Consider the following 21,898-nt stretch of genomic DNA (forward strand, 5'->3'; position numbering starts at 1 on the left):
GCCCGGGGCGGTCGCCTCTCACCACAAGACCGCGACCGCCCCGGCTCTCCGTCCCTTCGACAGAAACAGGAGAAACCCCAGCATGACACCTGAGCCCGCCCATGGGCAGTACGCCCCCGTGGTGCCGCTGCACAGCGTGCCCGACGGCACGGAGCGGATGGCACCGCACGACCGGGAAGCCGAACAGGCCGTCGTCGGCGCGCTCATGCTCGCGCCCGGCGTCATCGGAGACGTGAACGGCTCGATGGACCCGGCCGACCACTACGTGCCCGCCCACGAGACGATCCACCGCGCGATCCTGGCCCTGCACACCCAGGGCCAGCCCGTGGACCCGATCACCCTCGGGCACCACCTGGAGCAGACCGGCGAACTCGTCCGCGCGGGCGGCCGGCCCTACCTCCACACCCTCATCCAGGCCGTGCCCTCCACGGCCAACGCCACCTACTATGCCGAGATCGTCCACGACCTCGCCCGGCGCCGCCGGAGCATTGAGGTCGGCACCCGCATCGTCCAGGCCGGCATGTCGGCCGAGGCCACCGAGGACGACCTTCGCGAGGCGCTCGCGCTCGGGGCCGCGACCGTCCCGGCCGCGTGGCCGGAGCCGATCCCGCTGGACCGTCAGCCGAAGCTGCCACCGTTCCCCGTCCACGCCCTCCCCGGCTGGGTCTCGGACTTCGTCGTCGCGCTCGCCGAGGAGACCCAGACCCCGGTGGACCTTGCGGGCGCCCTCGCCCTCTCCGTCCTCGCGACCGCGGCCGGCGGCCGGGCCGTCGTCCAGGTCCGCGGGCGGTGGCGCGAGCCCACGAACCTCTTCGTCGTCGTCGCCCTCGGCCCGGCCAACCGCAAGTCCGCCGTCTTCGCCGCCATGACCGCCCCGCTCTACGAGGCGGAGAACACGCTCGTGGAGGGCTCCAACCTCACGATCGTGGAGGCCGAGGTCACCGCCCGCATGGCCCGCGAGGCCGCCGACAAGGCCGCCGCTCAAGCCGCCAAGGCCGAGGGCCCCGAACGGGACAACCTGGTGGCCGAGGCGATCGGCCTCGCCCAGACCGCCGAGTCCCTGACCGTGCCGCCGCGCCCGCGACTCCTCGCCGACGACGCCACCCCCGAGACCGTCACCACCCTGCTCGCCGAGCAGGGCGGCAGGCTCGCGGTCATGTCCGCCGAGGGCGGCATCTTCGACATCATCGCCGGGCGGTACTCCGGCGTCCCCAACATGGAGGTCTTCCTCAAGGGCCACGCCGGCGACCGGCTGCGCGTCGACCGCCGGACCCGCCAGGAGTTCATCGAGGCGCCCGCGCTCACCATGGGCCTCGCCGTCCAGCCCAGCGTCCTGGAGGACATCGGCAAGAACCGCGGTTTCGACGGCCGTGGACTGCTCGCCCGCTTCCTCTACTGCCTGCCGGAATCCCTGGTCGGCTACCGGAAGATCGACCCGGACCCCGTTCCGTCCGCCGTTGGTGCGACGTACGAGCGGAACGTCTTCGCCCTCACGCTCAAGCTCGCGGAGTGGACCGACCCCCTCGTGGTCCAAGTGGGCCCCGAAGCCGATGCCGCCCTCAAGGCGTACGGCGAGAGCTTGGAGCCGCAGCTCCGCACCAAGGGCGGGCGTCTCGGGCACATCGGGAAGTGGGCCGGGAAGCTCGTGGGTGCCGCGGCCCGCATCGCCGGTCTGCTCCACCTTGCCGAGCACATCGACGGCGGCACCAACGCCCCGATCAGTGCCACCACGATGGGCGCGGCGATCGAACTGGCCGACTACTTCGCCGCCCACGCCCTGACCGTCTTTGACCTCATGGGCGCCGACGCCACCCTGGCTCGCGCCCGGAGCTTGCTGTCCGTCCTGGAGGACAACGGCTGGGAGAGCGTCAGCCGCCGGGACCTCTTCGCCAAGCTCTCCCGTTCCGAGTTCCCCACCATCGCCGAACTGGAGCCCGCCGCTGCCGTCTTGGAGGAGCACGGTTACCTCCGCAGCGAGACCCCGCCCCGCACCGGCAAACGGGGTCGCCCGCCGGCGCCCCGGTACCTGATTCACCAGAGCGTCCGCGAGCCCAAGGCGTGAGCCTCTCCACCCGCCTTCGCGTGGGACCCCCGCCGCGCAAACCGCAGAATCCGCAGAAACCCCCGGGCGGCCGTGCCCACCTGCGGAAACGGCCCGTCGGCCCGGCAGCCGCAAAAATCAGCGAAACCGCCGCACAAATCCCGTCGCCGGTCACGCGACGCCCGGCCCTCGGTACCGCCGTCTATTTCTGCGGCGATTCTCGCGATTTTTGCGGCAGCCACCCGCGCACCCCCAACGCCGCAGGTCAGGCCCCGGATTCGCAGGTTTCTGCGGATTCTGCGGTTTCTGCGGCGCCCCGCCCTGTCTTCGGTAGCCAGTCGAGGAGGACCCGTGTCCGCGACGCGTGACGAGATGCTCACGATCCCCCAGGTCGTGAAGGAGATCGGAGTGCCCCGAGCCACCTTCTACAGGTGGCGTCAGCTCAAGAAGGGCCCGAAGGCCATCAAGCTCCCGAACGGCGCGGTCCGCATCCGTCGCTCGGACCTGGAGCGTTGGATCGAGACCCTGGAGGAAGCCGCGTGACCTACCGCAAGACCAGCACCACCCCGGGCGCCCGCAACAGCGGGCGCCCGCCCGTTTCCGGGGACCTGACCCTCTCCACGGACGTACGGGTCTGGAAGGTCAACCAGGTACGGAGCAAGAAGGCTCCGTATCAGATCCGCTGGACGGTCGCCGGAAAGGTGAAGGCCGCCAGCTTCGCCACCGTGGCCCTCGCGGAGAGCCGTCGCTCCGAGCTGTGGCAGGCGATGCGGAAGGGCGAGGCGTTCGATGTGACGTCCGGTCTGCCGGAGTCGGAACTCCGGGCGGCTGCCGCGAAGGAGAACGAGAAGCCCGATCCGTCGTGGTGGGACTTTAGCCGCGAGTACATGGCGAGTCGGTGGCGTACGGCGGCGGCGAAGACCCGTGAGGGGCTGGCCGACAGCCTGGCCACGGTGGCGCTCGCGATGGTGGAGGGCGGCAAGAAGGCGCCCACGCCGGAGGAGACGCGGCTCGCGATGCGGTGGGCGGTCGTACCGGCGCACCAGGATGAGGAGCCGCCTGCCGAACTCGTGGCGGCGTGCACGTGGCTCCGAACCCGGTCGTTGGCGCTCTCGGCTCTTACCGACCCCAAGGTGGTGCGGGACGTCCAGTACCGGCTCTCGTTCAAGCTGGACGACACCCCGGCAGCGGGGGAGACCTACAAGCGCCGGCGCCGCGGCTTCAACACGGCCATGGAGTACGCCATTGAGTGCGGGTACCTGGAGGAGAACCCGCTCGCGGGAGTGAAGCGTGCGGGGTCCACCAAGGGCGATGTCGTGGACCCCCGGGTCCTGGTCAATGCTGTCCAGGGTGAGCAGCTCCTCACGGCGGTCTCTTACGTAGGCTCCGTCCACCGGAACCGCGGGCGGCGACTTGTCGCCTTCTTCGCCTGCCAGATGCACGCAGCGATGCGGCCGGCCGAGGCGGTGGGACTCAGGAAGAAGGACTGCTACCTCCCCGAGAAGGGATGGGGCACGCTCACCCTCAAGGAGACGCGGCCGGTCTCCGGCAAGCGGTGGACGGACTCGGGGCAGCGTCACGACAAGCGCGGGCTCAAGTCCCGGGAGCCCAAGGCGGACCGCCCCGTCCCGATCCCTCCGATGCTGGTCGCCATGCTCCGCGCGCACATAGCGGAGTTCGGCACGGCGAAGGACGGCCGGCTCTTTGCCAATGAGCGCGGCGCCGTACTCGGGACGTCCAGCTACTGGAGGGTCTGGCAGGACGCGCGGCCGATCGCCCTCCCGCCGGACAAGGTGGAATCTCCGCTTGCCCATCGGCCGTACGACCTGCGGCACACCTGCATCACGAACTGGCTGAACGCGGGCGTCCCTGTCGCTGAGGTGGCCCGCCGAGCGGGTAACTCACCTGAGGTAATTCACCGCCGCTACGAGGGCTGCATCGACGGCCATGAAGAAGTCAACAATGCGAAGATTGAGCGAGCTATGGGGTGGGCCGGGCGAGTGTAAATAGTTGGAGAATGGCGACCATCTGAGATTTGGAGTTCCCGTGGATGGTCGCCATCATCCCCTCTTCTGCTACGTGGAGTCTGCCCGCCTAGCCCAGAGGTCGTTCAGGCGATCCCTTTCGCGGTCGTACATCCATTTGGGGATTGGAGGTGCGCCGGCGGTGGTGACTCGATAGTCACCGTAGATGGCAAGGATCGTCCCGAGCTTCCCCTCCCTCAGTTCCTCCTCGGAGAGTGAGGCTAGCGAGTCGAGGCGGATGTCAAGGCGCTCACTTTTGGTCTCGGCGGATTTCCAGGACCGAACTTCGCCGAATTGGGTCAGTGCTGCACCGGACGCTAGAACAGCCACCAGGATCCGGGCGAGAATAAGGTTGCCATCCCCGGAGGTGAGCGGGATCGCGATAAGGATCATGGCGAGCGTCGCCCCGGAAAATACCCAGAGGAGTCGCGCGTAATGGGTCGCCGTCTTCTGGTATTGATGCATGTTCCAGAAGGCATTTTCTTGGAGGTTGTCACAGAGTCTCCGCAAGCCCACCGGTGCATTGCTTGCGTAGTAGTCTGATGTGGCTGGCTCTGTTGCCTGACTGGGCATTCTGGGGGTGACGCGGCTGAGCCATTTGTTGAGCTCAAGCCGTTCTGCCGGGGTGCCTAGTGCGTTCAGAGAGAGCCCGTGGGTCCTCCCCTCTTCGCCAGCGCTGTGGAGGCTGCCCGCCTTGTCTCGGGCCAGCCATGAGCTGACCTGCACGACAAGAGCCAGCAGTGCAGGGATGTAGGTGTATGGGTTGGAGATGAAGATGGAAACTACACTCAAGGCGAAGGTGGCAATAGGTAGCCTGCGGCTCCATTTGTAGTATTTGTTCGCCTTGACGAGCTGATCATCTGCCAAGCCGATGACCTCAAGTGATGACAGCTGTGAATTCGTCACCGAATACCCTCCCCCATAGCTCGCTTGATTTCTGGATATCGCCCGAGGTCTGCTTGCCGTAGGCCTCTCGGGCTAGCCTGTTGAAGTTCAGCAATGCCGCCTGCGTTAGTGAGCTTCCGTCGATCTGATGTCTGATGGAATCAGAAAACTCGACTACTGCCCGCGAGAGTTCTGGAATCGCCCGGGGGAACGTCCTGTAGGCGGCAAGTTCGATCTCGTGAGACGAAATCGGCTGGCCGTGTGTTTTGCTCCACCACTTGCACAGTCGGATCAGTCGCTTGAAATCTTCCCCGAGTAGCTTGGTGGCCTCCCGGATTCTTCTGTTCTGTGCTTCGGGTGCGTATGTTTCCCATCCTTCCTGGCGAGCGGTTGGGATCCGATACTCTTCATCACCCTCGCTGTTGATTCCGAGGTGCACTGAGGCGAGGACATCGACGACTCCGCCGTCCATATGTGTGACGCGGACAGCGTTCTCAGATACTTGCACGTCCAGCCCCATACCTCGCAGCATCTGTGCGACGGCGGAGACCAGTGCGGCAGGTTCTGAATGGGCAAGTTGATCCTCGGGTTCGATGACAGCCACGATGTCGACATCCGAGAATTTTCGAATGGCTGTAGATCTGACCATCGATCCCGTGATCAGGCACTCTCGCACTTCGGGGCGCTGCTCGATTCTCCGTGAGAGGCGCTGTCCCTGTTCTAGGGCGTTTAGTTTCTCGCTGTCTGAAAGTGTGATGCGCTGGAGGAAGGCCTCAAACTGATGTGTGATCTGGTCAGTCATTTTGAGAAGAGCATTCGAGTCCCGTGGCGTGATGCTTAGGTGCGGATCGGACCACAGTGTGCCGCACGCTGGCGCCTCACACGGCGGCTCCCCGTCGTTCGATCCCAGGTCGTGCAGCCCACGTTGGCTGCACGGGGGTGGGGGTCTGGGCGAGCGATGGGCGCCGGCGTCCTCCGGCTCTCACTCGCCACTCACTCGCGATCAGCGACACACAACGACAGAGACCCGGACTCAGCGGGACTGAGTTCGGGTCTCTGTGCTTGGCACTCTCGCTGGTCAGCGGCTTGATCACGCTGTCCGAGCTGGAGTGCCCCCGGCAGGATTCGAACCTGCGCACACGGCTCCGGAGGCCGTTGCTCTATCCCCTGAGCTACGGGGGCGTTCGCTGCGTTCGGCGGCGACGGGTAGAACCCTACCAGCTCTTGAGGCGTGCCTGTGAACAGGTATTTCCGTGGCGTCACCGGGGGGCGGGTCCCCCGCACGGGTCAGAAGTGGGTAAAACCCGGACGCGGCCGCAGGGGGCGGCCTACTCTCGTTCGTGTGTCAGGCATGTCCGGTCGGGTGCTCGTTGTCGATGACAACAAGGTGATCCGTCAGTTGATCAGGGTCAATCTCGAACTCGAGGGGTTCGAGGTCGTGACCGCGGCCGATGGTGCCGAGTGTCTGGAAGTCGTGCATCGGGTCTGTCCTGATGTCGTCACCCTCGACGTCGTCATGCCGCGGCTGGACGGAATCAGAACGGCCGAGAGGCTGCGGGCCGACCCGCGGACCAGTCATCTGCCGGTGGCGATCATCAGCGCCTGTGGCGAGCGCGAGGTCGGTGGGGTCGATTCCGGTGTCGACGCCTTCCTCGCCAAGCCCTTCGAGCCCTTGGATCTGGTGCGCCTGGTGCGGCAGTTGATGCACCGCGAGCGGCGGGAGCGTCCCGGAGCCGCCGGGCAGGACGGGGGAGACGAGCCTGCCGCAGGGGATGCGCGCCCCGAGCGGGCCTCCCGGTGCGGCGAGTGGGACCACCGTCGTTCCGAGCGGGACCCCCGACGCGTCGGAAGCGTGCACGGGGCGGTGTGAGGCCGGGGCTCCCGGACGTGGACGGCGGGTGCGCGCCCTCCCGGTGCCCGCATGGCGAAACCGGTTCGCGTTCCGCCCCCCCTCCTCCCCTAGGCTTGTCCCGTGACCCCCGCGGACCTCTCCCTCACCGTGCAGCACGCCGTGCGCAGTGCGGTCGACGACGGTGCGCTGCGGGTCGACGTCCTCCCGCGGGTCAAGGTCGAGCGGGCCAGGCCCGGCGGCACCGGTGAGTACGCCAGCAGCATCGCCCTCAGCCTCGCCCGACCCGCCGGGCGCAGTGCCCTGGACGTCGCCGGGATCCTCAAGGAGCGGCTCCGCGGGAGCCCCGGGATCCTCGCCGTCGACATCACCGGCCCGGGCTTCCTGAACTTCACCCTCCGGCGCGAGGTCGGCGGTGATCTCGTACGGGTGATCCGCGCCGCCGGAACCGCCTACGGGCACGGCACCGCGCTCTCCGGCGAGGTCCTCCGGTTCGCCGGGGTGGCGGAGCCGCGCGCCGCGGTCGTGACCGGCGCCGTCCTGCGGTTGCTGGGTGCGCAGGGGGCCGATGCCGCGTTCGGCGGCGAGGAGCGGATCCACGTGCGGCCCGGGGCGTACGAGCCGGACCTCCTCGGCCTCGATGCCGCCCGTTGGGCCCTGCTGCGGGCCGCACCGGGGGACCGGCCCCTGGACGGGCCGCCGCTCCTCGTCCAGCACGAGCGCAATGCCCTCTTCCGGGTGCGGTACGCCCATGCGCGGGTGCGGCGGCTGCTCGCCAACGGCGAGCAGTTCCGGCTCGCCCCTTCGTACGAGACCGACGTCCACGCACCCGAGCTCTTCGGCGTCCTCGGCGACCACCCCGTCGTCCTCCTGGCCGCCGCCCGCCACCGCGCCCCCGATCGGGTCGCCCGGCACCTGGAGGCGGTCGCCGACGCGCTGCTCGCCTTCCAACACACCGTTCTGCCGTTCGGTGACGAGAAACCCTCGGCCGCCCACTGCTCCCGGCTCGCGCTCGCCGAAGCCGCCGGGACGGTGCTCGCCGGTGGCCTCTCCCTGCTCGGCATCAGCGCACCCGACCAGTTGTGAAAGAGTCGTCATGAGCCGTTCCGCCCACCCCGCCGGGCCCCGTCACGCCGATGTGCTGCCCGAGGGGCACTACTCCGCTCCGCCCGCCGACCTCAACGCCCTCGACCCCAAGGTGTGGGCCAGCACCGTCACGCGGAACGCGCGCGGTGTCGTCACCGTCGGTGGGATCGGCGTCGACGCCCTCGCCGAGGAGTTCGGCACCCCCGCGTACTTCCTGGACGAGACCGACTTCAGGGCCCGCTGCCGTGCCTGGGCCGCGGCCTTCGGCAAGGACGCCGACGTGTTCTACGCGGGGAAGGCCTTCCTCTCCCGGGCGATCGTGCGCTGGCTGCACGAGGAGGGGCTCAACCTCGACGTCTGCTCCGGTGGCGAGCTCGCCACCGCCCTCTCCGCCGGCATGCCGGCGGACCGCATCGCCTTCCACGGGAACAACAAGAGCGAGGAGGAGATCCGCACGGCCGTCGAGGTCGGCGTCGGGCGGATCGTCCTGGACTCCTTCCAGGAGATCGTCCGCGTCGCCCACGTCGCCCAGTCGCTCGGCAAGCGCCAGCGCGTGCAGATCCGCGTGACCGTCGGGGTCGAGGCCCACACCCACGAGTTCATCGCCACGGCCCACGAGGACCAGAAGTTCGGCATCGCGCTGGCCGGCGGGCAGGCGGCCGAGGCCGTCCGACGGGCGCTGAAGCTCGACGGGCTGGAGCTCATCGGCATCCATTCGCACATCGGCTCGCAGATCTTCGACATGGCGGGGTTCGAGGTGTCCGCGCGGCGCGTGGTCCAGCTGCTCGCCGAGGTCAGGGACGAGCACGGCGTCGAGCTGCCCGAGATCGACCTGGGCGGCGGCCTCGGCATCGCGTACACCTCCGAGGACGACCCCCGCGAGCCCCATGAGATCGCCAAGGCCCTGAGCGAGATCGTGACGCGGGAGTGCGAGGCGGCGGGTCTCGCCACGCCCCGGATCTCGGTCGAGCCCGGGCGGGCCATCGTCGGGCCCACCGCCTTCACCCTCTACCGGGTCGGCACCGTCAAGCCCCTCGAAGGGTTGCGGACGTACGTCAGCGTGGACGGCGGCATGTCGGACAACATCCGCACGGCCCTCTACGACGCGGAGTACAGCGTCAGCCTGGTCTCGCGGACCAGCGACGCCGAACCCATGCTCTCCCGGGTCGTCGGCAAGCACTGCGAGAGCGGTGACGTCGTCGTGCGGGACGCCTTCCTGCCCTCGGACCTGGCGCCCGGTGACCTGGTCGCCGTGCCGGCCACCGGGGCGTACTGCCGCTCGATGGCGAGCAACTACAACCACGCGCTGCGCCCGCCGGTCGTCGCCGTTCGCGACGGCGAGGCACGCGTGATCGTCCGGCGCGAGACGGAGGAAGATCTCCTGCGTTTGGACGTCGGCTGATGAAATAGTCACGTGATGAAATCGACGTCTCAGGATCCGGACGGAGCGCTGAAACGCCCGTCCGGTGAGTGAGACTGGTTGCACCGTAGAGATCCGTAGGGATCCGTAGAGATACGACGACGAAGTAGTACGAGAAACGAGGTCGGATGATGCGTACGCGTCCGCTGAAGGTGGCGCTGCTGGGCTGTGGAGTGGTCGGCTCAGAGGTGGCGCGCATCATGACGACGCACGCCGACGACCTCGCGGCGCGCATCGGCGCGCCGGTCGAGCTCGCCGGCGTCGCCGTCCGTCGGCCCGACAAGGTCCGCGGGGGAGTCCCCGCGGAGCTGATCACCACCGATGCGACCGCCCTCGTCAAACGCGGGGACATCGACGTCGTCATCGAGGTCATCGGTGGGATCGAGCCGTCCCGCACCCTCATCACCACCGCCTTCGAGCACGGCGCCTCCGTCGTCTCGGCGAACAAGGCGCTGCTCGCCCAGGACGGCGCGACCCTCTACGCGGCCGCCGAACAGCACGGCCAGGACCTCTACTACGAGGCCGCCGTCGCCGGCGCCATCCCGCTGATCCGTCCGCTGCGCGAGTCCCTCGCCGGGGACAAGATCAACCGCGTGATGGGCATCGTCAACGGCACCACGAACTTCATCCTCGACAAGATGGACTCGACCGGTGCCGGTTACCAGGAGGCCCTGGACGAGGCCACCGCGCTCGGGTACGCGGAGGCCGACCCGACCGCCGACGTCGAGGGCTTCGACGCCGCGGCCAAGGCCGCCATCCTCGCCGGCATCGCCTTCCACACGCGCGTGCGCCTCGACGACGTCTACCGCGAGGGCATGACCGAGGTCACCGCCGCGGACTTCGCCTCCGCCAAGGAGATGGGCTGCACCATCAAGCTGCTCGCGATCTGCGAGCGGGCCGCCGACGGCGGGTCCGTCACCGCGCGCGTGCATCCCGCGATGATCCCCCTCAGCCACCCGCTGGCCTCCGTCCGCGAGGCGTACAACGCGGTCTTCGTCGAGGCCGACGCCGCCGGGCAGCTCATGTTCTACGGTCCCGGTGCCGGCGGCGCGCCGACCGCCTCGGCCGTGCTCGGCGACCTCGTCGCCGTGTGCCGCAACAAGCTCAACGAGGCCACCGGCCCCGGCGAGTCCGCGTACACCCAGCTGCCCGTGAGCTCCATGGGCGAGGTCGTCACGCGGTACCACATCAGCCTCGACGTGGCCGACAAGCCGGGCGTCCTCGCCCAGGTCGCGACGGTCTTCGCCGAGCACGGCGTATCCATCGATACGGTGCGCCAGCAGGGCAAGGACGGCGAGGCATCGCTCGTCGTCGTCACCCACCGCGCGCCCGACGCCGCCCTCTCTGGGACCGTCGAGGCGCTGCGCAAGCTCGACACCGTCCGCGGTGTCGCCAGCATCATGCGTGTTGAAGGGGAGTAAGGACCCATGACCCACAAGGGCACCCACCAGTGGCGCGGCATCATCGAGGAGTACCGGGACCGCCTCCCGGTCACGGACGCGACGCCGGTCGTCACGCTCCGTGAGGGTGGTACGCCGCTCGTTCCCGCACAGGTCCTCTCCGAGCGCACGGGCTGCGAGGTGCACCTCAAGGTCGAGGGCGCCAACCCCACCGGCTCCTTCAAGGACCGCGGCATGACCATGGCCATCACCAGGGCGAAGGAGGAGGGCGCGCAGGCCGTCATCTGCGCGTCCACCGGCAACACCTCCGCCTCGGCCGCGGCCTACGCGGTCCGCGCCGGCATGGTCTCCGCCGTCCTCGTCCCGCAGGGCAAGATCGCGCTCGGCAAGATGGGGCAGGCCCTCGTGCACGGCGCGAAGATCCTCCAGGTCGACGGCAACTTCGACGACTGCCTGACCCTGGCCCGCAGCCTCTCCGAGAACTACCCCGTGGCGCTGGTCAATTCGGTCAACCCGGTGCGCATCGAGGGTCAGAAGACCGCCGCGTTCGAGATCGTGGACATGCTGGGCGACGCCCCCGACGTCCACGTGCTGCCCGTGGGCAACGCCGGCAACATCACGGCGTACTGGAAGGGGTACCGCGAGTACGCCGCCGACGGCCTCGCCGGTCGCCGCCCGCGCATGTGGGGCTTCCAGGCCTCCGGTTCCGCCCCGCTGGTGCGCGGCGAGGTGGTCAAGGACCCGTCGACGATCGCCACCGCGATCCGCATCGGCAACCCTGCCTCGTGGGACTACGCGATCGCCGCGCGCGACGAGTCCGGCGGCTTCATCGACGAGGTGACGGACCGTGAGATCCTGCAGGCCTACCGCCTGTTGGCCTCCCAGGAGGGCGTCTTCGTGGAGCCCGCCTCGGCCGCCTCGGTCGCCGGCCTGCTGAAGGCCGCCGCGCAGGGCAAGGTCGACCCCGGCCAGACCATCGTCTGCACGGTCACCGGCAACGGCCTCAAGGACCCCGACTGGGCCGTCGCCGGCGCGCCGCAGCCGGTCACCGTCCCGGTGGACGCCGCGGCTGCGGCCGAACGCCTCGGCCTGGCCTGATCCCACCTCCCCGAAGAGGGGCGGGTGTCCTGATCGAAACCCGATCAGGAACGTACATAGGCGCACAGGTTGGCGCGCGACACGCATCGTGCGCCTCCTGTGCGCCCTATGTCGCCACAGAACCTTCCTTCGATAGGCTGTACCGGGCCCGCCCCGACGCATATGCGTGGTGTTGTTGCCGTTGTCGCCCTCCATGGCCGAAACGGCCCCCGGGCCCCCGTGTACTTCTCTTGAAAAACCCGTTGTCGCAATCAAGGAGAGTCATCGAGCGATGGCCGGTCCAGCGTTCCGCGCCGCCGCCGTACGGGTGCGCGTCCCCGCCACCAGCGCCAACCTCGGCCCGGGCTTCGACGCCTTCGGCCTGTCGCTGGGACTCTATGACGACGTCGTCGTCCGGGTCGCCGATTCCGGGCTGCACGTCGACATCGCCGGCGAGGGCGCCGAGACGCTCCCGCGCGACGAGAGCCACCTGCTCGTGCGCTCCCTGCGCACGGCCTTCGACCTGCTCGGCGGGCAGCCGCGCGGTCTCGAGGTCGTCTGCGCCAACCGCATCCCGCACGGCCGCGGCCTCGGGTCTTCCTCCGCCGCCATCTGCGCCGGCATCGTCGCCGCCCGCGCCGTGACCATAGGCGGCGACGCCCGGCTCGACGAGGCGGCCCTGCTGGAGCTCGCCACCGAGATCGAGGGCCACCCCGACAACGTCGCCGCCTGTCTCCTCGGCGGCTTCACGCTCGCCTGGACCGAATCCGGCACCGCGCGGGCCATCAGGATGGATCCCTCGGATTCCATCGTTCCGGTGGTTTTCGTCCCCGGGAAGCCCGTGCTGACCGAGACCGCCCGCGGACTCCTGCCGCGCACCGTCCCGCACGTGGACGCCGCCGCGAACGCCGGGCGCGCCGCCCTCCTGGTCGAGGCGCTGACCCGCCGCCCCGAACTCCTGCTCGCCGCCACCGAGGACCGGCTGCACCAGGAGTACCGGGCTCCGGCGATGCCGGAGAGCATCGCCCTGGTCAACCGGCTGCGGGCGGACGGCATCCCCGCGGTCATCTCCGGCGCGGGCCCCACGGTCCTCGCGCTGGCCGAACACGGGACGGCCGACAAGGTCGCCCGCCTCGCGGGCGAGGGCTGGGCCGCGAACCGGCTCGACCTCGACGCGTCCGGAGCGAGCGTCCTGCCGCTCACGCCCTAGGCGTGGCGGCCGGGGCGCCGGGCAGCGCCTCGGACAGGAGATTGCCGGTGAGGGAGAGGGGGAATGTTTGTTGGAGCCGGTAGTGTTAACCTCAAGTCTGCACCCGACCTTTTTGTGGAGCGGTGCGGAGTGTCCCCTCAGGGACCACCCATTCTTCCGAGAGCCTCCCCAACTGCCTGAGCAGCCTGCCTGAGCAGTTTTGAGCACGCTCCGGAACCGGCACGACACCCCTCGCTCTTCAGCAGTGAGGGCCGAGCAGGGGGCGCTCGGGCCGGACCCACAGCACGTTTCCTCATCTTCCGCCGTACCCGGCGGGACCACCGCCCCGGACACGGTCCACGAACCAGGACCCTGCCGGACAGCACAACCGGTCGCCGAGCCAGATGGCCGACGTCCGCTCCAGGGAAGGACCCTTCGTGAGCGACACCACCGATCTGATGGGCGTGACTGCCGACAACTCTGTCGACACCGCCGCGCCCGCCGCAGGTGCCACCGGCACCGCACGGCGCCGCCGCTCCGGCACCGGCCTCGACGGCATGGTCCTGGCCGAGCTGCAGCAGGTCGCGTCCGGCCTCGGCATCAGGGGCACCGCGCGGATGCGCAAGAGCCAGCTGATCGAGGTCATCAAGGAGGCGCAGGCCGGAGGGGGCTCCGCCGCCCCCGCCAAGACGGCCGAGGCCGCCGAGGCCAAGCCGAAGCGCCGCGCCACCTCCAAGGCCCGTACGGGCGAGGCCGCCGAAGCCGCCGCGCCCAAGGCGGAGAAGGCCGAGAAGGCCGTCGCCCAGCAGCAAATCGACATTCCGGGCCAGCCGGCCGCCGATGACGCCCCGGCCGGTGAGCGCCGCCGTCGCCGCGCCACGGCCCCCGCCGGCTCCCCCGAGGGCGAGGCCAAGGCCGAGGCGGCCCAGGCGGTCAAGACCGAGGCCCGTACGGAGACCCGCGAGGTCAAGGCGGAGCCGCAGGGCGAGGCCAAGGCCGAGACCGCCGCTGACGGCGCCGAGGGCCGGGGCCGTCGTGACCGTCGTGACCGTCGGGACCGCCAGCGCGACCGCAAGGGCGACGAGCAGCAGGGCGGTGGCCAGGGCGGTCAGGGCGGCCAGCGCCAGCGCGGTCAGGGCCAGCAGCAGGGCCAGCAGGGCGGCCAGCAGGCCGGCCCGCAGGACGACTACGACGACGAGGCCGGCGGCCGGCGCGGACGTCGCGGCCGTTACCGCGACCGCCGCGGCCGTCGTGGCCGTGACGACTTCCAGGCCGGCGAGCCGCAGGTCGCCGACGACGACGTCCTGATCCCCGTCGCGGGCATCCTGGACATCCTCGACAACTACGCGTTCATCCGGACCTCCGGCTACCTGCCCGGCCCGAACGACGTGTACGTCTCCCTCGCCCAGGTCCGCAAGAACGGCCTGCGCAAGGGCGACCACGTCACCGGTGCCGTGCGCCAGCCGAAGGAGGGCGAGCGCCGCGAGAAGTTCAACGCCCTGGTCCGTCTGGACTCCGCGAACGGCATGGCGGCCGACTCCGGCCGCGGTCGCCCCGAGTTCAACAAGCTGACCCCGCTCTACCCGCAGGACCGGCTCCGCCTGGAGACCGACCCGGGCGTGCTGACCACGCGGATCATCGACCTCGTGTCGCCGATCGGCAAGGGCCAGCGCGGTCTGATCGTGGCCCCGCCGAAGACCGGCAAGACCATGATCATGCAGGCGATCGCCAACGCGATCACCCACAACAACCCCGAGTGCCACCTGATGGTCGTCCTGGTCGACGAGCGTCCGGAAGAGGTCACCGACATGCAGCGGTCAGTCAAGGGCGAGGTCATCTCCTCGACCTTCGACCGCCCGGCCGAGGACCACACCACCGTTGCCGAGCTCGCCATCGAGCGCGCCAAGCGCCTCGTGGAGCTGGGCCACGACGTGGTCGTCCTGCTCGACTCCATCACCCGCCTGGGCCGTGCGTACAACCTCGCGGCACCGGCCTCCGGCCGCATCCTGTCCGGTGGTGTCGACTCGACCGCGCTCTACCCGCCGAAGCGCTTCTTCGGTGCCGCGCGCAACATCGAGGACGGCGGCTCGCTGACCATCCTGGCGACCGCGCTCGTGGACACCGGCTCCCGCATGGACGAGGTGATCTTCGAGGAGTTCAAGGGCACCGGCAACATGGAGCTCAAGCTCGACCGGAAGCTCGCCGACAAGCGCATCTTCCCGGCCGTCGACGTCGACGCCTCGGGCACGCGCAAGGAAGAGATCCTGCTCGGCAGCGACGAGCTCGCCATCACCTGGAAGCTGCGTCGCGTGCTGCACGCGCTCGACCAGCAGCAGGCGATCGAGCTGCTGCTCGACAAGCTCAAGCAGACGAAGTCGAACGGCGAGTTCCTGCTCCAGATCCAGAAGACCACGCCGGGAGCCAGCAACAACGACTGACGCGAGATCTGCGTCACACGACGTACGCGGACACGGGTCCGTGACCCCGTCGTGACCTGCGTGAACCACTGCGCCCACCGTGCTCGACACGGTGGGCGCAGTGCTGTGCCCGCCCAAACCCCATCGGCTCCTGCGCAACCCTTTCGGGTGCTTCGCCGTCACAGAAGGTGAATCCTGGGGGTGAGGAAAGCCGATGACGGAACAGAGCGAGAGCAGCCGCGGGAGCGGTGCGGGCGAGGGCCGGCGCCGCAGGAGGCCTGCCCGCCGGCGCAAGGGGCCGATCCTGCTGGCGGGCGCCGCCGCGGTGCTCGTCCTCGGTGGTGCCGGGCTCGCCTACGTCTACCTCAAGCTCGATGCCAATCTGCAGACCGTCGACATCAACGCCCGGCTCGGCACCGAGCGCCCCGACGAGGTCGACGACGGTTCCCTGGACATCCTGGTCCTCGGCTCCGACTCCCGCTCGGGCGACAACGGCGCCTACGGTAGGGACGAGGGCGGCGCCCGCTCCGACACCGCGATGGTCGTGCACGTCCACGAGGGCCACAAGGCGGCCGACGTGGTCTCCCTCCCCCGTGACACCCTCGTCGACCGACCCCCCTGCACCGACGAGGAGGGAAACCCCGTCCCCGGCGAGCAGCGGGCCATGTTCAACACCGCGTACGAGGTCGGTGGCCCCGCCTGCGCCGTGAAGACCGTCGAATCGATGTCCGGGATCCGCATGGACCACTACATCGAGGTCGACTTCACCGGCTTCAAGAAGCTCGTCGACGAGCTCGGCGGCGTCGAGATCACCACCACCCGGGCCATCAAGGACGACAAGAGCCACCTCGACCTCGCGCCGGGCACGCACACCCTCGACGGCGAGCAGTCCCTCGGCCTGGTCCGCACCCGCAAGAGCGTCGGCGACGGCAGCGACCTGGGCCGCATACAGCTCCAGCAGGCCTTCGTGAAGGCCTTCCTGAAGCAGGTCAAGGGCATCGGCGTCCTCACCGACCCGGCCAAGCTGTACGGGCTCGCCGACGCCGCCACCAAGGCCATCACGCCGGACTCCGAGCTCGACTCGATCCAGGAGCTGATGGGCTTCGCCAAGGGCCTCTCCGGCATCGACGCCGCGGACGTCCACATGGTCACCCTGCCCGTCGGGTACGACCCCCGGGACCCGAACCGGGTGGTTCCCCTGGAGGTCCAGGCGCAGCAGGTCTGGGAGGCGCTCAAGAACGACCGGCCCGTCCCGGCGTCGGCGACCGAGGGAAGCGCCACCGGCCAGGCCGAGGGCGTCGTGCAGTAGCCCGGAGCGAGGGCCCGGGGAGGAGGGGCGTCCGGGCGCGGACCGGTGGCACGGCCCGGAGGGGCGTCCGGGAATACCTCCGGCTCGACCCCGGTTTGGGGAGATGCGGCCAGTCCTGGCAGACTGGTACGTCGGTCCCGGTTCACGCCGTCCGCAACCCGCGGCGGCGACCCGGCACCCTCCCGAAACTAGGAGAAACCCTTGAAGCGCGAGATTCACCCCGAGTACGTCGAGACCCAGGTCAGCTGCACCTGTGGCGCGTCGTTCACCACCCGTAGCACCCTCACCGAGGGCACCATCCGTGCCGAGGTCTGCTCCGAGTGCCACCCGTTCTACACGGGCAAGCAGAAGATCCTCGACACCGGCGGCCGCGTGGCCCGCTTCGAGGCCCGCTTCGGCAAGGCCGGCTCCGCCAAGTAGCGAGCCCCTGCGCCGGTCCTCGGCCGCCCCGCTCGGGTGGCCGGGACCGGCGCTTTGCCGTCCCGTAGCAATTGACGAAAACCCAGGAGCCCCCGATGTTCGAGGCGGTCGAGGAACTGGTCGGCGAGCACGCCGGCCTCGAGACGAAGCTCGCGGACCCGTCGGTCCACGCCGACCAGGCGAACGCGCGCAAGCTGAACAAGCGCTACGCCGAGCTGACCCCGATCGTCGCCGCCTACCGGGCCTGGAAGCGGACCGGCGACGACATCGAGACCGCCCGCGAGCTGGCACAGGACGACCCCGACTTCGCCGCCGAGGTCAAGCAGCTGGAGAAGGACCGGGAGGAGCTCACCGACAAGCTCCGCCTGCTCCTCGTCCCGCGCGACCCGAGCGACGACAAGGACGTCATCCTGGAGATCAAGGCGGGCGCGGGCGGTGACGAGTCCGCCCTCTTCGCCGGCGACCTCCTCCGGATGTACCTGCGGTACGCCGAGCGCGTCGGTTGGAAGACGGAGATCATCGACGCCACCGAGTCCGAGCTCGGCGGCTACAAGGACGTCCAGGTCGCCGTGAAGACCAAGGGCGGCAACGGCGCCACCGAGCCCGGCCAGGGCGTCTGGGCGCGGCTCAAGTACGAGGGCGGGGTGCACCGCGTCCAGCGGGTGCCCGCCACCGAGTCCGCCGGTCGCATCCACACCTCCGCCGCCGGCGTCCTGGTCACGCCCGAGGCGGAGGAGGTCGACGTCGAGATCCACGCCAACGACCTGCGCATCGACGTCTACCGCTCCTCCGGCCCCGGCGGCCAGTCGGTCAACACCACCGACTCCGCCGTCCGCATCACCCACCTGCCGACCGGCATCGTCGCCTCCTGCCAGAACGAGAAGAGCCAGCTCCAGAACAAGGAGCAGGCCATGCGCATCCTGCGCTCCCGGCTCCTCGCAGCCGCCCAGGAGAAGGCCGAGGCGGAGGCCGCGGACGCCCGGCGCAGCCAGGTCCGCACCGTCGACCGGTCCGAGAAGATCCGCACGTACAACTTCCCGGAGAACCGCATCTCGGACCACCGCGTCGGCTTCAAGGCCTACAACCTGGACCAGGTGCTCGACGGCGATCTGGACGCCATGATCCAGGCGTGCGTCGACGCCGACTCGGCTGCCAAGCTCGCCGCGGCGTAAGTTCCGTAAGCCCCACCCCGCACCACGGAGGACCAGCGTGAACCTGCTGCTTGCCGAGGTGGCCCAGGCCACCCAGCGGCTGGCCGACGCCGGCGTTCCCTCGCCGCGTTTCGACGCGGAAGAGCTCGCCGCGTTCGTGCACGGCGTCAAGCGGGGGGAGCTGCACAACGTCAGGGACGCGGACTTCGACGCCCGCTACTGGGAGGCCGTCGCCCGCCGCGAGGCCCGCGAGCCGCTCCAGCACATCACCGGCCGGGCGTTCTTCCGCTACCTGGAGCTCCAGGTGGGGCCCGGAGTCTTCGTGCCCCGCCCGGAGACCGAGTCGGTCGTCGGCTGGGCCATAGACGCCGTGCGCGCCATGGACGTCGTGGAACCGCTCATCGTCGACCTGTGCACCGGATCCGGGGCCATCGCCCTCGCCATGGCGCAGGAGGTTCCGCGCTCGCGCGTGCACGCCGTCGAGCTCTCCGAGGACGCGCTCGTGTGGACCCGCAAGAACGCCGAGGGCTCCCGCGTCACCGTCCACCGCGGCGATGCGCTCACCGCGCTCCCCGAGCTGGACGGCCAGGTCGACCTGGTCATCTCCAACCCGCCCTACATCCCGCTCACCGAGTGGGAGTACGTGGCGCCCGAGGCCCGCGACCACGACCCGGAGATGGCCCTCTTCTCCGGTGAGGACGGCCTCGACACCATCCGCGGCATCGAGCGCACCGCCCACCGGCTGCTGCGCCCCGGAGGCCTCGTCGTCATCGAGCACGCCGACACCCAGGGCGGTCAGGTGCCGTGGATCTTCAACGAAGAGGCCGGCTGGGCCGATGCCGCCGACCACCCCGACCTGAACAACCGGCCGCGCTTCGCGACCGCCCGCAAGGCAATGCCATGACCGTCATGACGAACCACGCGTACGAGGAGGCCGGGAACTGATGGCACGGCGATACGACTGCAACGAGGCGACCGACCGTGCGACCGGCCTGCGCGAGGCCGCGTCCGCCGTACGCCGGGGCGAGCTGGTCGTGCTGCCCACCGACACGGTGTACGGGATCGGGGCGGACGCCTTCAGCAGCGAGGCCGTCGCGGAGCTGCTCACCGCCAAGGGCCGCGGTCGCAACATGCCCACCCCCGTGCTCATCGGTTCCCCGAACACCCTCCACGGCCTGGTCACCGACTTCTCCGAGCACGCCTGGGAGCTCGTCGACGCCTTCTGGCCCGGCGCGCTCACCCTCGTCGCCAAGCACCAGCCGTCCCTCCAGTGGGACCTCGGCGACACCCGGGGGACGGTCGCCATCCGGATGCCCCTGCACCCGGTTGCGATCGAGTTGCTCACCGAGGTCGGTCCGATGGCCGTCTCCTCCGCCAACCTCACCGGCCACCCGGCGCCGGAGGACTGCGATGCGGCCCAGGGGATGCTCGGCGACTCCGTCTCCGTCTACCTCGACGGCGGCCCGACGCCCGGCATCGTCCCCTCCTCCATCGTGGACGTCACGGGCAAGGTGCCGGTGCTGCTGCGCGAGGGCGCGCTCTCCCCGGAGGAGCTCCGGAAGGTCGTACCCGACCTCGAGGTGGCCAGTTGACCGTCCCTGAGGGGCGTGGCATAGCGGGGCACGAAGCAGGCAACACCTTCCGCATCCTCCACGTCAGCACTGGCAACGTCTGCCGCTCGCCGATCACCGAGCGGCTCACCCGCCATGCCCTGAGCGACCGCCTCGGCGACCCCTTCGGCGGCGGCCTGATCGTGGAGAGCGCGGGCACCTGGGGCCACGAGGGCGCCCCGATGGAGGCCAACGCGGAGCTGGTCCTCGCCGACTTCGGCGCGGACCACACCGGCTTCGTGGGGCGTGAACTCCTCGACGAGCACGTCATCCGCGCCGATCTGGTCCTCACCGCGACCCGTGACCACCGGGCGCAGGTCATCTCGATGGGCCATTCGGCGGGCCTGCGCACCTTCACCCTCAAGGAGTTCACCCGCCTGGTCCGCGCGATCGACCCGGCCACCCTGCCCGATCCGCGTTCCGAGGGAACGGTGGAGCGCGCCCGTGCCCTGGTCCGTGCGGCTGCCGCTCTCCGCGGGTGGCTGCTGGCCCCTTCGGTGGACGCGGACGAGGTCAACGACCCGTACGGCGCCCCGATCACCTTCTTCCGCTCCATCGGCGACGAGATCAACCAGGCCCTCGACCCGGTGGTCACGGCACTGACGGGCGTTTCGGCCCGGCGCTGATCCCGGGAGTCCGGGCCGGCCGGCGTCCGCTGGGGGGCGGGTGCGCAGCAGCGCGCCTACATTGGTGATATGTCGGTCACCGCACCCCCTGATGAGGAACTCGACGCCCTGCGCCGGCAGGACCCCGAGGTCGCCGACGTGCTGCTGGGAGAGGCGCGGCGGCAGGCCGACAGCCTGCAGCTGATCGCGGCCGAGAACTTCACCTCGCCCGCCGTCCTCGCCGCCCTGGGCTCCGCGCTCGCCAACAAGTACGCCGAGGGCTACCCGGGCGCCCGGCACCACGGCGGCTGCGAGTACGCCGACGCGATCGAGCGGATCGCCGTCGAGCGGGCCACCGCGCTCTTCGGAGCCGACCACGCGAACGTCCAGGCGCACTCCGGCTCCTCGGCCGTCCTGGCGGCGTACGCGGCCCTTCTCAGGCCCGGTGACACGGTCCTGGCCATGGGCCTGAACCACGGCGGGCACCTCACGCACGGTTCGCCCGCCAACTTCTCCGGCCGCTGGTTCGACTTCGTGCCGTACGGGGTCGACGCCGAGACCGGACTCGTCGACTACGAGCAGCTCGCCGCGCTCGCCCGCCACCACCGTCCCAAGGCGATCGTCTGCGGCTCGATCTCCTATCCCCGTCACCTCGACTACGCGGTCTTCCGCGAGGTCGCCGACGAGGTAGGGGCCTATCTCATCGCGGACGCGGCCCATCCGATCGGCCTGGTCGCCGGAGGAGCGGCGCCCAGCCCCGTTCCGTACGCCGACGTGGTCTGCGCGACGACCCACAAGGTGCTGCGCGGTCCGCGGGGCGGGATGATCCTGTGCGGCGAGGAGCTGGCGGACCGGATCGACCGGGCGGTGTTCCCGTTCACCCAGGGCGGTGCCCAGATGCACACGATCGCGGCGAAGGCGGTGGCCTTCGGCGAGGCGTCCACCCCGGCGTTCACCGCGTACGCCCACCGGGTGGTCGAGCACGCCAGGGTCCTCGCGGCCGCGCTCGCCGCCGAGGGGTTCGCGCTGACCACGGGCGGTACCGACACCCATCTGATCACCGCCGACCCCGCTCCGCTCGGAGTCGACGGCCGCACCGCCCGTGCCCGGCTCGCCGCCGCCGGCATGGTCCTCGACATCTGTGCGCTGCCGCACGGGGAGGGCCGGGGGATCCGGCTCGGCACGGCCGCCGTGACCACCCAGGGGATGGGCGCCCCGGAAATGGCCCGGATCGCCGCGCTGTTCACCGTCGCACTGCGGGACGATCCCGGGGAGACGGCTCGGGTGCGCACGGAAGTCCGCGAGCTGACTTCCCGATTTCCCCCGTATGGAGGCTGAGCGAAGACCGTCTGCAACCGTTCGGACGACCCCGGTGTCTCAGAGCATGTGGACGGCACGGCTAGGGTGTGGGGCTG

The 21,898-nt window shown here is 70.1% G+C and carries 19 protein-coding genes and 1 tRNA gene; 17 read left to right on the forward strand and 3 right to left on the reverse strand.

Annotated elements, in window-relative coordinates:
* Nucleotides 1-82: 82 nt before the first annotated feature.
* The 3 genes from ACFW22_RS03975 (at nt 83) to ACFW22_RS03985 (ending at nt 4,047) form a co-directional block, all read left to right on the forward strand.
* Entirely contained in the window at nt 83-2,062 is a 1,980-nt protein-coding gene (locus ACFW22_RS03975; RefSeq protein WP_386398523.1) for a DUF3987 domain-containing protein, read from the forward strand.
* Between the two features lie 330 nt (nt 2,063-2,392).
* The gene (locus ACFW22_RS03980) at nt 2,393-2,584 is read left to right on the forward strand and encodes an AlpA family transcriptional regulator (protein WP_033206761.1); all 192 of its coding nucleotides are present in this window, start codon (nt 2,393-2,395) and stop codon (nt 2,582-2,584) included.
* Nucleotides 2,581-4,047 carry a tyrosine-type recombinase/integrase gene (locus tag ACFW22_RS03985; protein WP_386398527.1) on the forward strand — a complete coding sequence of 489 codons (1,467 nt, stop codon included), beginning with the start codon at nt 2,581-2,583 and terminating at the stop codon, nt 4,045-4,047. The genes ACFW22_RS03980 and ACFW22_RS03985 overlap by 4 nt, the downstream gene beginning before the upstream one ends.
* A 69-nt stretch (nt 4,048-4,116) precedes the next feature.
* On the opposite strand, the gene ACFW22_RS03990 is transcribed toward ACFW22_RS03985, so the two are convergent.
* From ACFW22_RS03990 to ACFW22_RS04000, 3 genes are all read right to left on the reverse strand, one after another.
* A complete protein-coding gene (locus ACFW22_RS03990) occupies nt 4,117-4,971 on the reverse strand; it encodes a hypothetical protein (RefSeq protein ID WP_386398529.1) in 855 nt (284 codons plus the stop codon).
* Complete coding sequence (locus ACFW22_RS03995; RefSeq protein WP_386398531.1) at nt 4,943-5,752, reverse strand: hypothetical protein; 810 nt, start codon at nt 5,750-5,752, stop codon at nt 4,943-4,945. The genes ACFW22_RS03990 and ACFW22_RS03995 overlap by 29 nt, the downstream gene beginning before the upstream one ends.
* A 308-nt stretch (nt 5,753-6,060) precedes the next feature.
* Nucleotides 6,061-6,132, reverse strand: a tRNA-Arg gene (locus tag ACFW22_RS04000).
* Nucleotides 6,133-6,301: 169 nt separating this feature from the next.
* Here ACFW22_RS04000 and ACFW22_RS04005 point away from each other — a divergent pair.
* The 14 genes from ACFW22_RS04005 (at nt 6,302) to glyA (ending at nt 21,821) form a co-directional block, all read left to right on the forward strand.
* Nucleotides 6,302-6,820 (forward strand): response regulator, encoded by a 519-nt coding sequence (locus ACFW22_RS04005; RefSeq protein WP_386398617.1) that lies wholly within the window; start codon nt 6,302-6,304, stop codon nt 6,818-6,820.
* A 102-nt stretch (nt 6,821-6,922) separates the two neighbouring features.
* Entirely contained in the window at nt 6,923-7,885 is a 963-nt protein-coding gene (nrtL, locus tag ACFW22_RS04010; protein WP_386398534.1) for an ArgS-related anticodon-binding protein NrtL, read from the forward strand.
* 10 nt (nt 7,886-7,895) lie between these two features.
* The gene (lysA, locus tag ACFW22_RS04015; RefSeq protein ID WP_386398536.1) at nt 7,896-9,287 is read left to right on the forward strand and encodes a diaminopimelate decarboxylase; all 1,392 of its coding nucleotides are present in this window, start codon (nt 7,896-7,898) and stop codon (nt 9,285-9,287) included.
* A 146-nt stretch (nt 9,288-9,433) separates the two neighbouring features.
* Nucleotides 9,434-10,726: a homoserine dehydrogenase gene (locus ACFW22_RS04020; protein ID WP_384875133.1), complete on the forward strand. Its 1,293-nt coding sequence runs from the start codon at nt 9,434-9,436 to the stop codon at nt 10,724-10,726.
* A 6-nt stretch (nt 10,727-10,732) separates the two neighbouring features.
* Nucleotides 10,733-11,803: a threonine synthase gene (thrC, locus tag ACFW22_RS04025; protein WP_386398539.1), complete on the forward strand. Its 1,071-nt coding sequence runs from the start codon at nt 10,733-10,735 to the stop codon at nt 11,801-11,803.
* A gap of 271 nt (nt 11,804-12,074) precedes the next feature.
* The gene (gene thrB / locus ACFW22_RS04030) at nt 12,075-12,992 is read left to right on the forward strand and encodes a homoserine kinase (protein WP_384875139.1); all 918 of its coding nucleotides are present in this window, start codon (nt 12,075-12,077) and stop codon (nt 12,990-12,992) included.
* 416 nt (nt 12,993-13,408) lie between these two features.
* On the forward strand, nt 13,409-15,409 hold the full coding sequence (gene rho / locus ACFW22_RS04035; protein WP_386398542.1) for a transcription termination factor Rho: 2,001 nt from the start codon (nt 13,409-13,411) through the stop codon (nt 15,407-15,409).
* Between the two features lie 193 nt (nt 15,410-15,602).
* A complete protein-coding gene (locus ACFW22_RS04040) occupies nt 15,603-16,697 on the forward strand; it encodes an LCP family protein (protein WP_386398545.1) in 1,095 nt (364 codons plus the stop codon).
* Between the two features lie 201 nt (nt 16,698-16,898).
* On the forward strand, nt 16,899-17,117 hold the full coding sequence (gene rpmE / locus ACFW22_RS04045) for a 50S ribosomal protein L31 (protein ID WP_030321069.1): 219 nt from the start codon (nt 16,899-16,901) through the stop codon (nt 17,115-17,117).
* Nucleotides 17,118-17,212: 95 nt separating this feature from the next.
* Nucleotides 17,213-18,289 carry a peptide chain release factor 1 gene (prfA, locus tag ACFW22_RS04050; RefSeq protein ID WP_386398549.1) on the forward strand — a complete coding sequence of 359 codons (1,077 nt, stop codon included), beginning with the start codon at nt 17,213-17,215 and terminating at the stop codon, nt 18,287-18,289.
* A gap of 37 nt (nt 18,290-18,326) precedes the next feature.
* Entirely contained in the window at nt 18,327-19,172 is an 846-nt protein-coding gene (gene prmC, locus ACFW22_RS04055) for a peptide chain release factor N(5)-glutamine methyltransferase (protein ID WP_386398552.1), read from the forward strand.
* Nucleotides 19,173-19,212: 40 nt separating this feature from the next.
* Nucleotides 19,213-19,860, forward strand: coding sequence for an L-threonylcarbamoyladenylate synthase (locus ACFW22_RS04060; protein ID WP_384875153.1), 648 nt, complete (start codon nt 19,213-19,215; stop codon nt 19,858-19,860).
* Entirely contained in the window at nt 19,857-20,504 is a 648-nt protein-coding gene (locus ACFW22_RS04065) for a protein-tyrosine-phosphatase (RefSeq protein ID WP_386398555.1), read from the forward strand. The genes ACFW22_RS04060 and ACFW22_RS04065 overlap by 4 nt, the downstream gene beginning before the upstream one ends.
* Before the next feature lie 69 nt (nt 20,505-20,573).
* Nucleotides 20,574-21,821, forward strand: a complete 1,248-nt coding sequence (glyA, locus tag ACFW22_RS04070) for a serine hydroxymethyltransferase (protein WP_386398558.1) — start codon at nt 20,574-20,576, stop codon at nt 21,819-21,821.
* Nucleotides 21,822-21,898: the final 77 nt, after the last annotated feature.

Origin of the sequence: Streptomyces sp. NPDC058872 (genome assembly GCF_042743065.1) — a bacterium.
Lineage (GTDB): Bacteria > Actinomycetota > Actinomycetes > Streptomycetales > Streptomycetaceae > Streptomyces.

Excerpts from the sequence above, each read along its gene's own strand:
- ACFW22_RS03975 (WP_386398523.1), top strand. The coding sequence starts at position 83 with ATGACACCTGAGCCCGCCCATGGGCAGTACGCCCCCGTGGTGCCGCTG.
- ACFW22_RS03995 (WP_386398531.1), bottom strand. The coding sequence starts at position 5,752 with ATGACTGACCAGATCACACATCAGTTTGAGGCCTTCCTCCAGCGCATC.
- ACFW22_RS04005 (WP_386398617.1), top strand. The coding sequence starts at position 6,302 with ATGTCCGGTCGGGTGCTCGTTGTCGATGACAACAAGGTGATCCGTCAG.
- lysA (WP_386398536.1), top strand. The coding sequence starts at position 7,896 with ATGAGCCGTTCCGCCCACCCCGCCGGGCCCCGTCACGCCGATGTGCTG.
- ACFW22_RS04020 (WP_384875133.1), top strand. The coding sequence starts at position 9,434 with ATGATGCGTACGCGTCCGCTGAAGGTGGCGCTGCTGGGCTGTGGAGTG.
- thrC (WP_386398539.1), top strand. The coding sequence starts at position 10,733 with ATGACCCACAAGGGCACCCACCAGTGGCGCGGCATCATCGAGGAGTAC.
- thrB (WP_384875139.1), top strand. The coding sequence starts at position 12,075 with ATGGCCGGTCCAGCGTTCCGCGCCGCCGCCGTACGGGTGCGCGTCCCC.
- ACFW22_RS04040 (WP_386398545.1), top strand. The coding sequence starts at position 15,603 with ATGACGGAACAGAGCGAGAGCAGCCGCGGGAGCGGTGCGGGCGAGGGC.
- prfA (WP_386398549.1), top strand. The coding sequence starts at position 17,213 with ATGTTCGAGGCGGTCGAGGAACTGGTCGGCGAGCACGCCGGCCTCGAG.
- ACFW22_RS04060 (WP_384875153.1), top strand. The coding sequence starts at position 19,213 with ATGGCACGGCGATACGACTGCAACGAGGCGACCGACCGTGCGACCGGC.
- glyA (WP_386398558.1), top strand. The coding sequence starts at position 20,574 with ATGTCGGTCACCGCACCCCCTGATGAGGAACTCGACGCCCTGCGCCGG.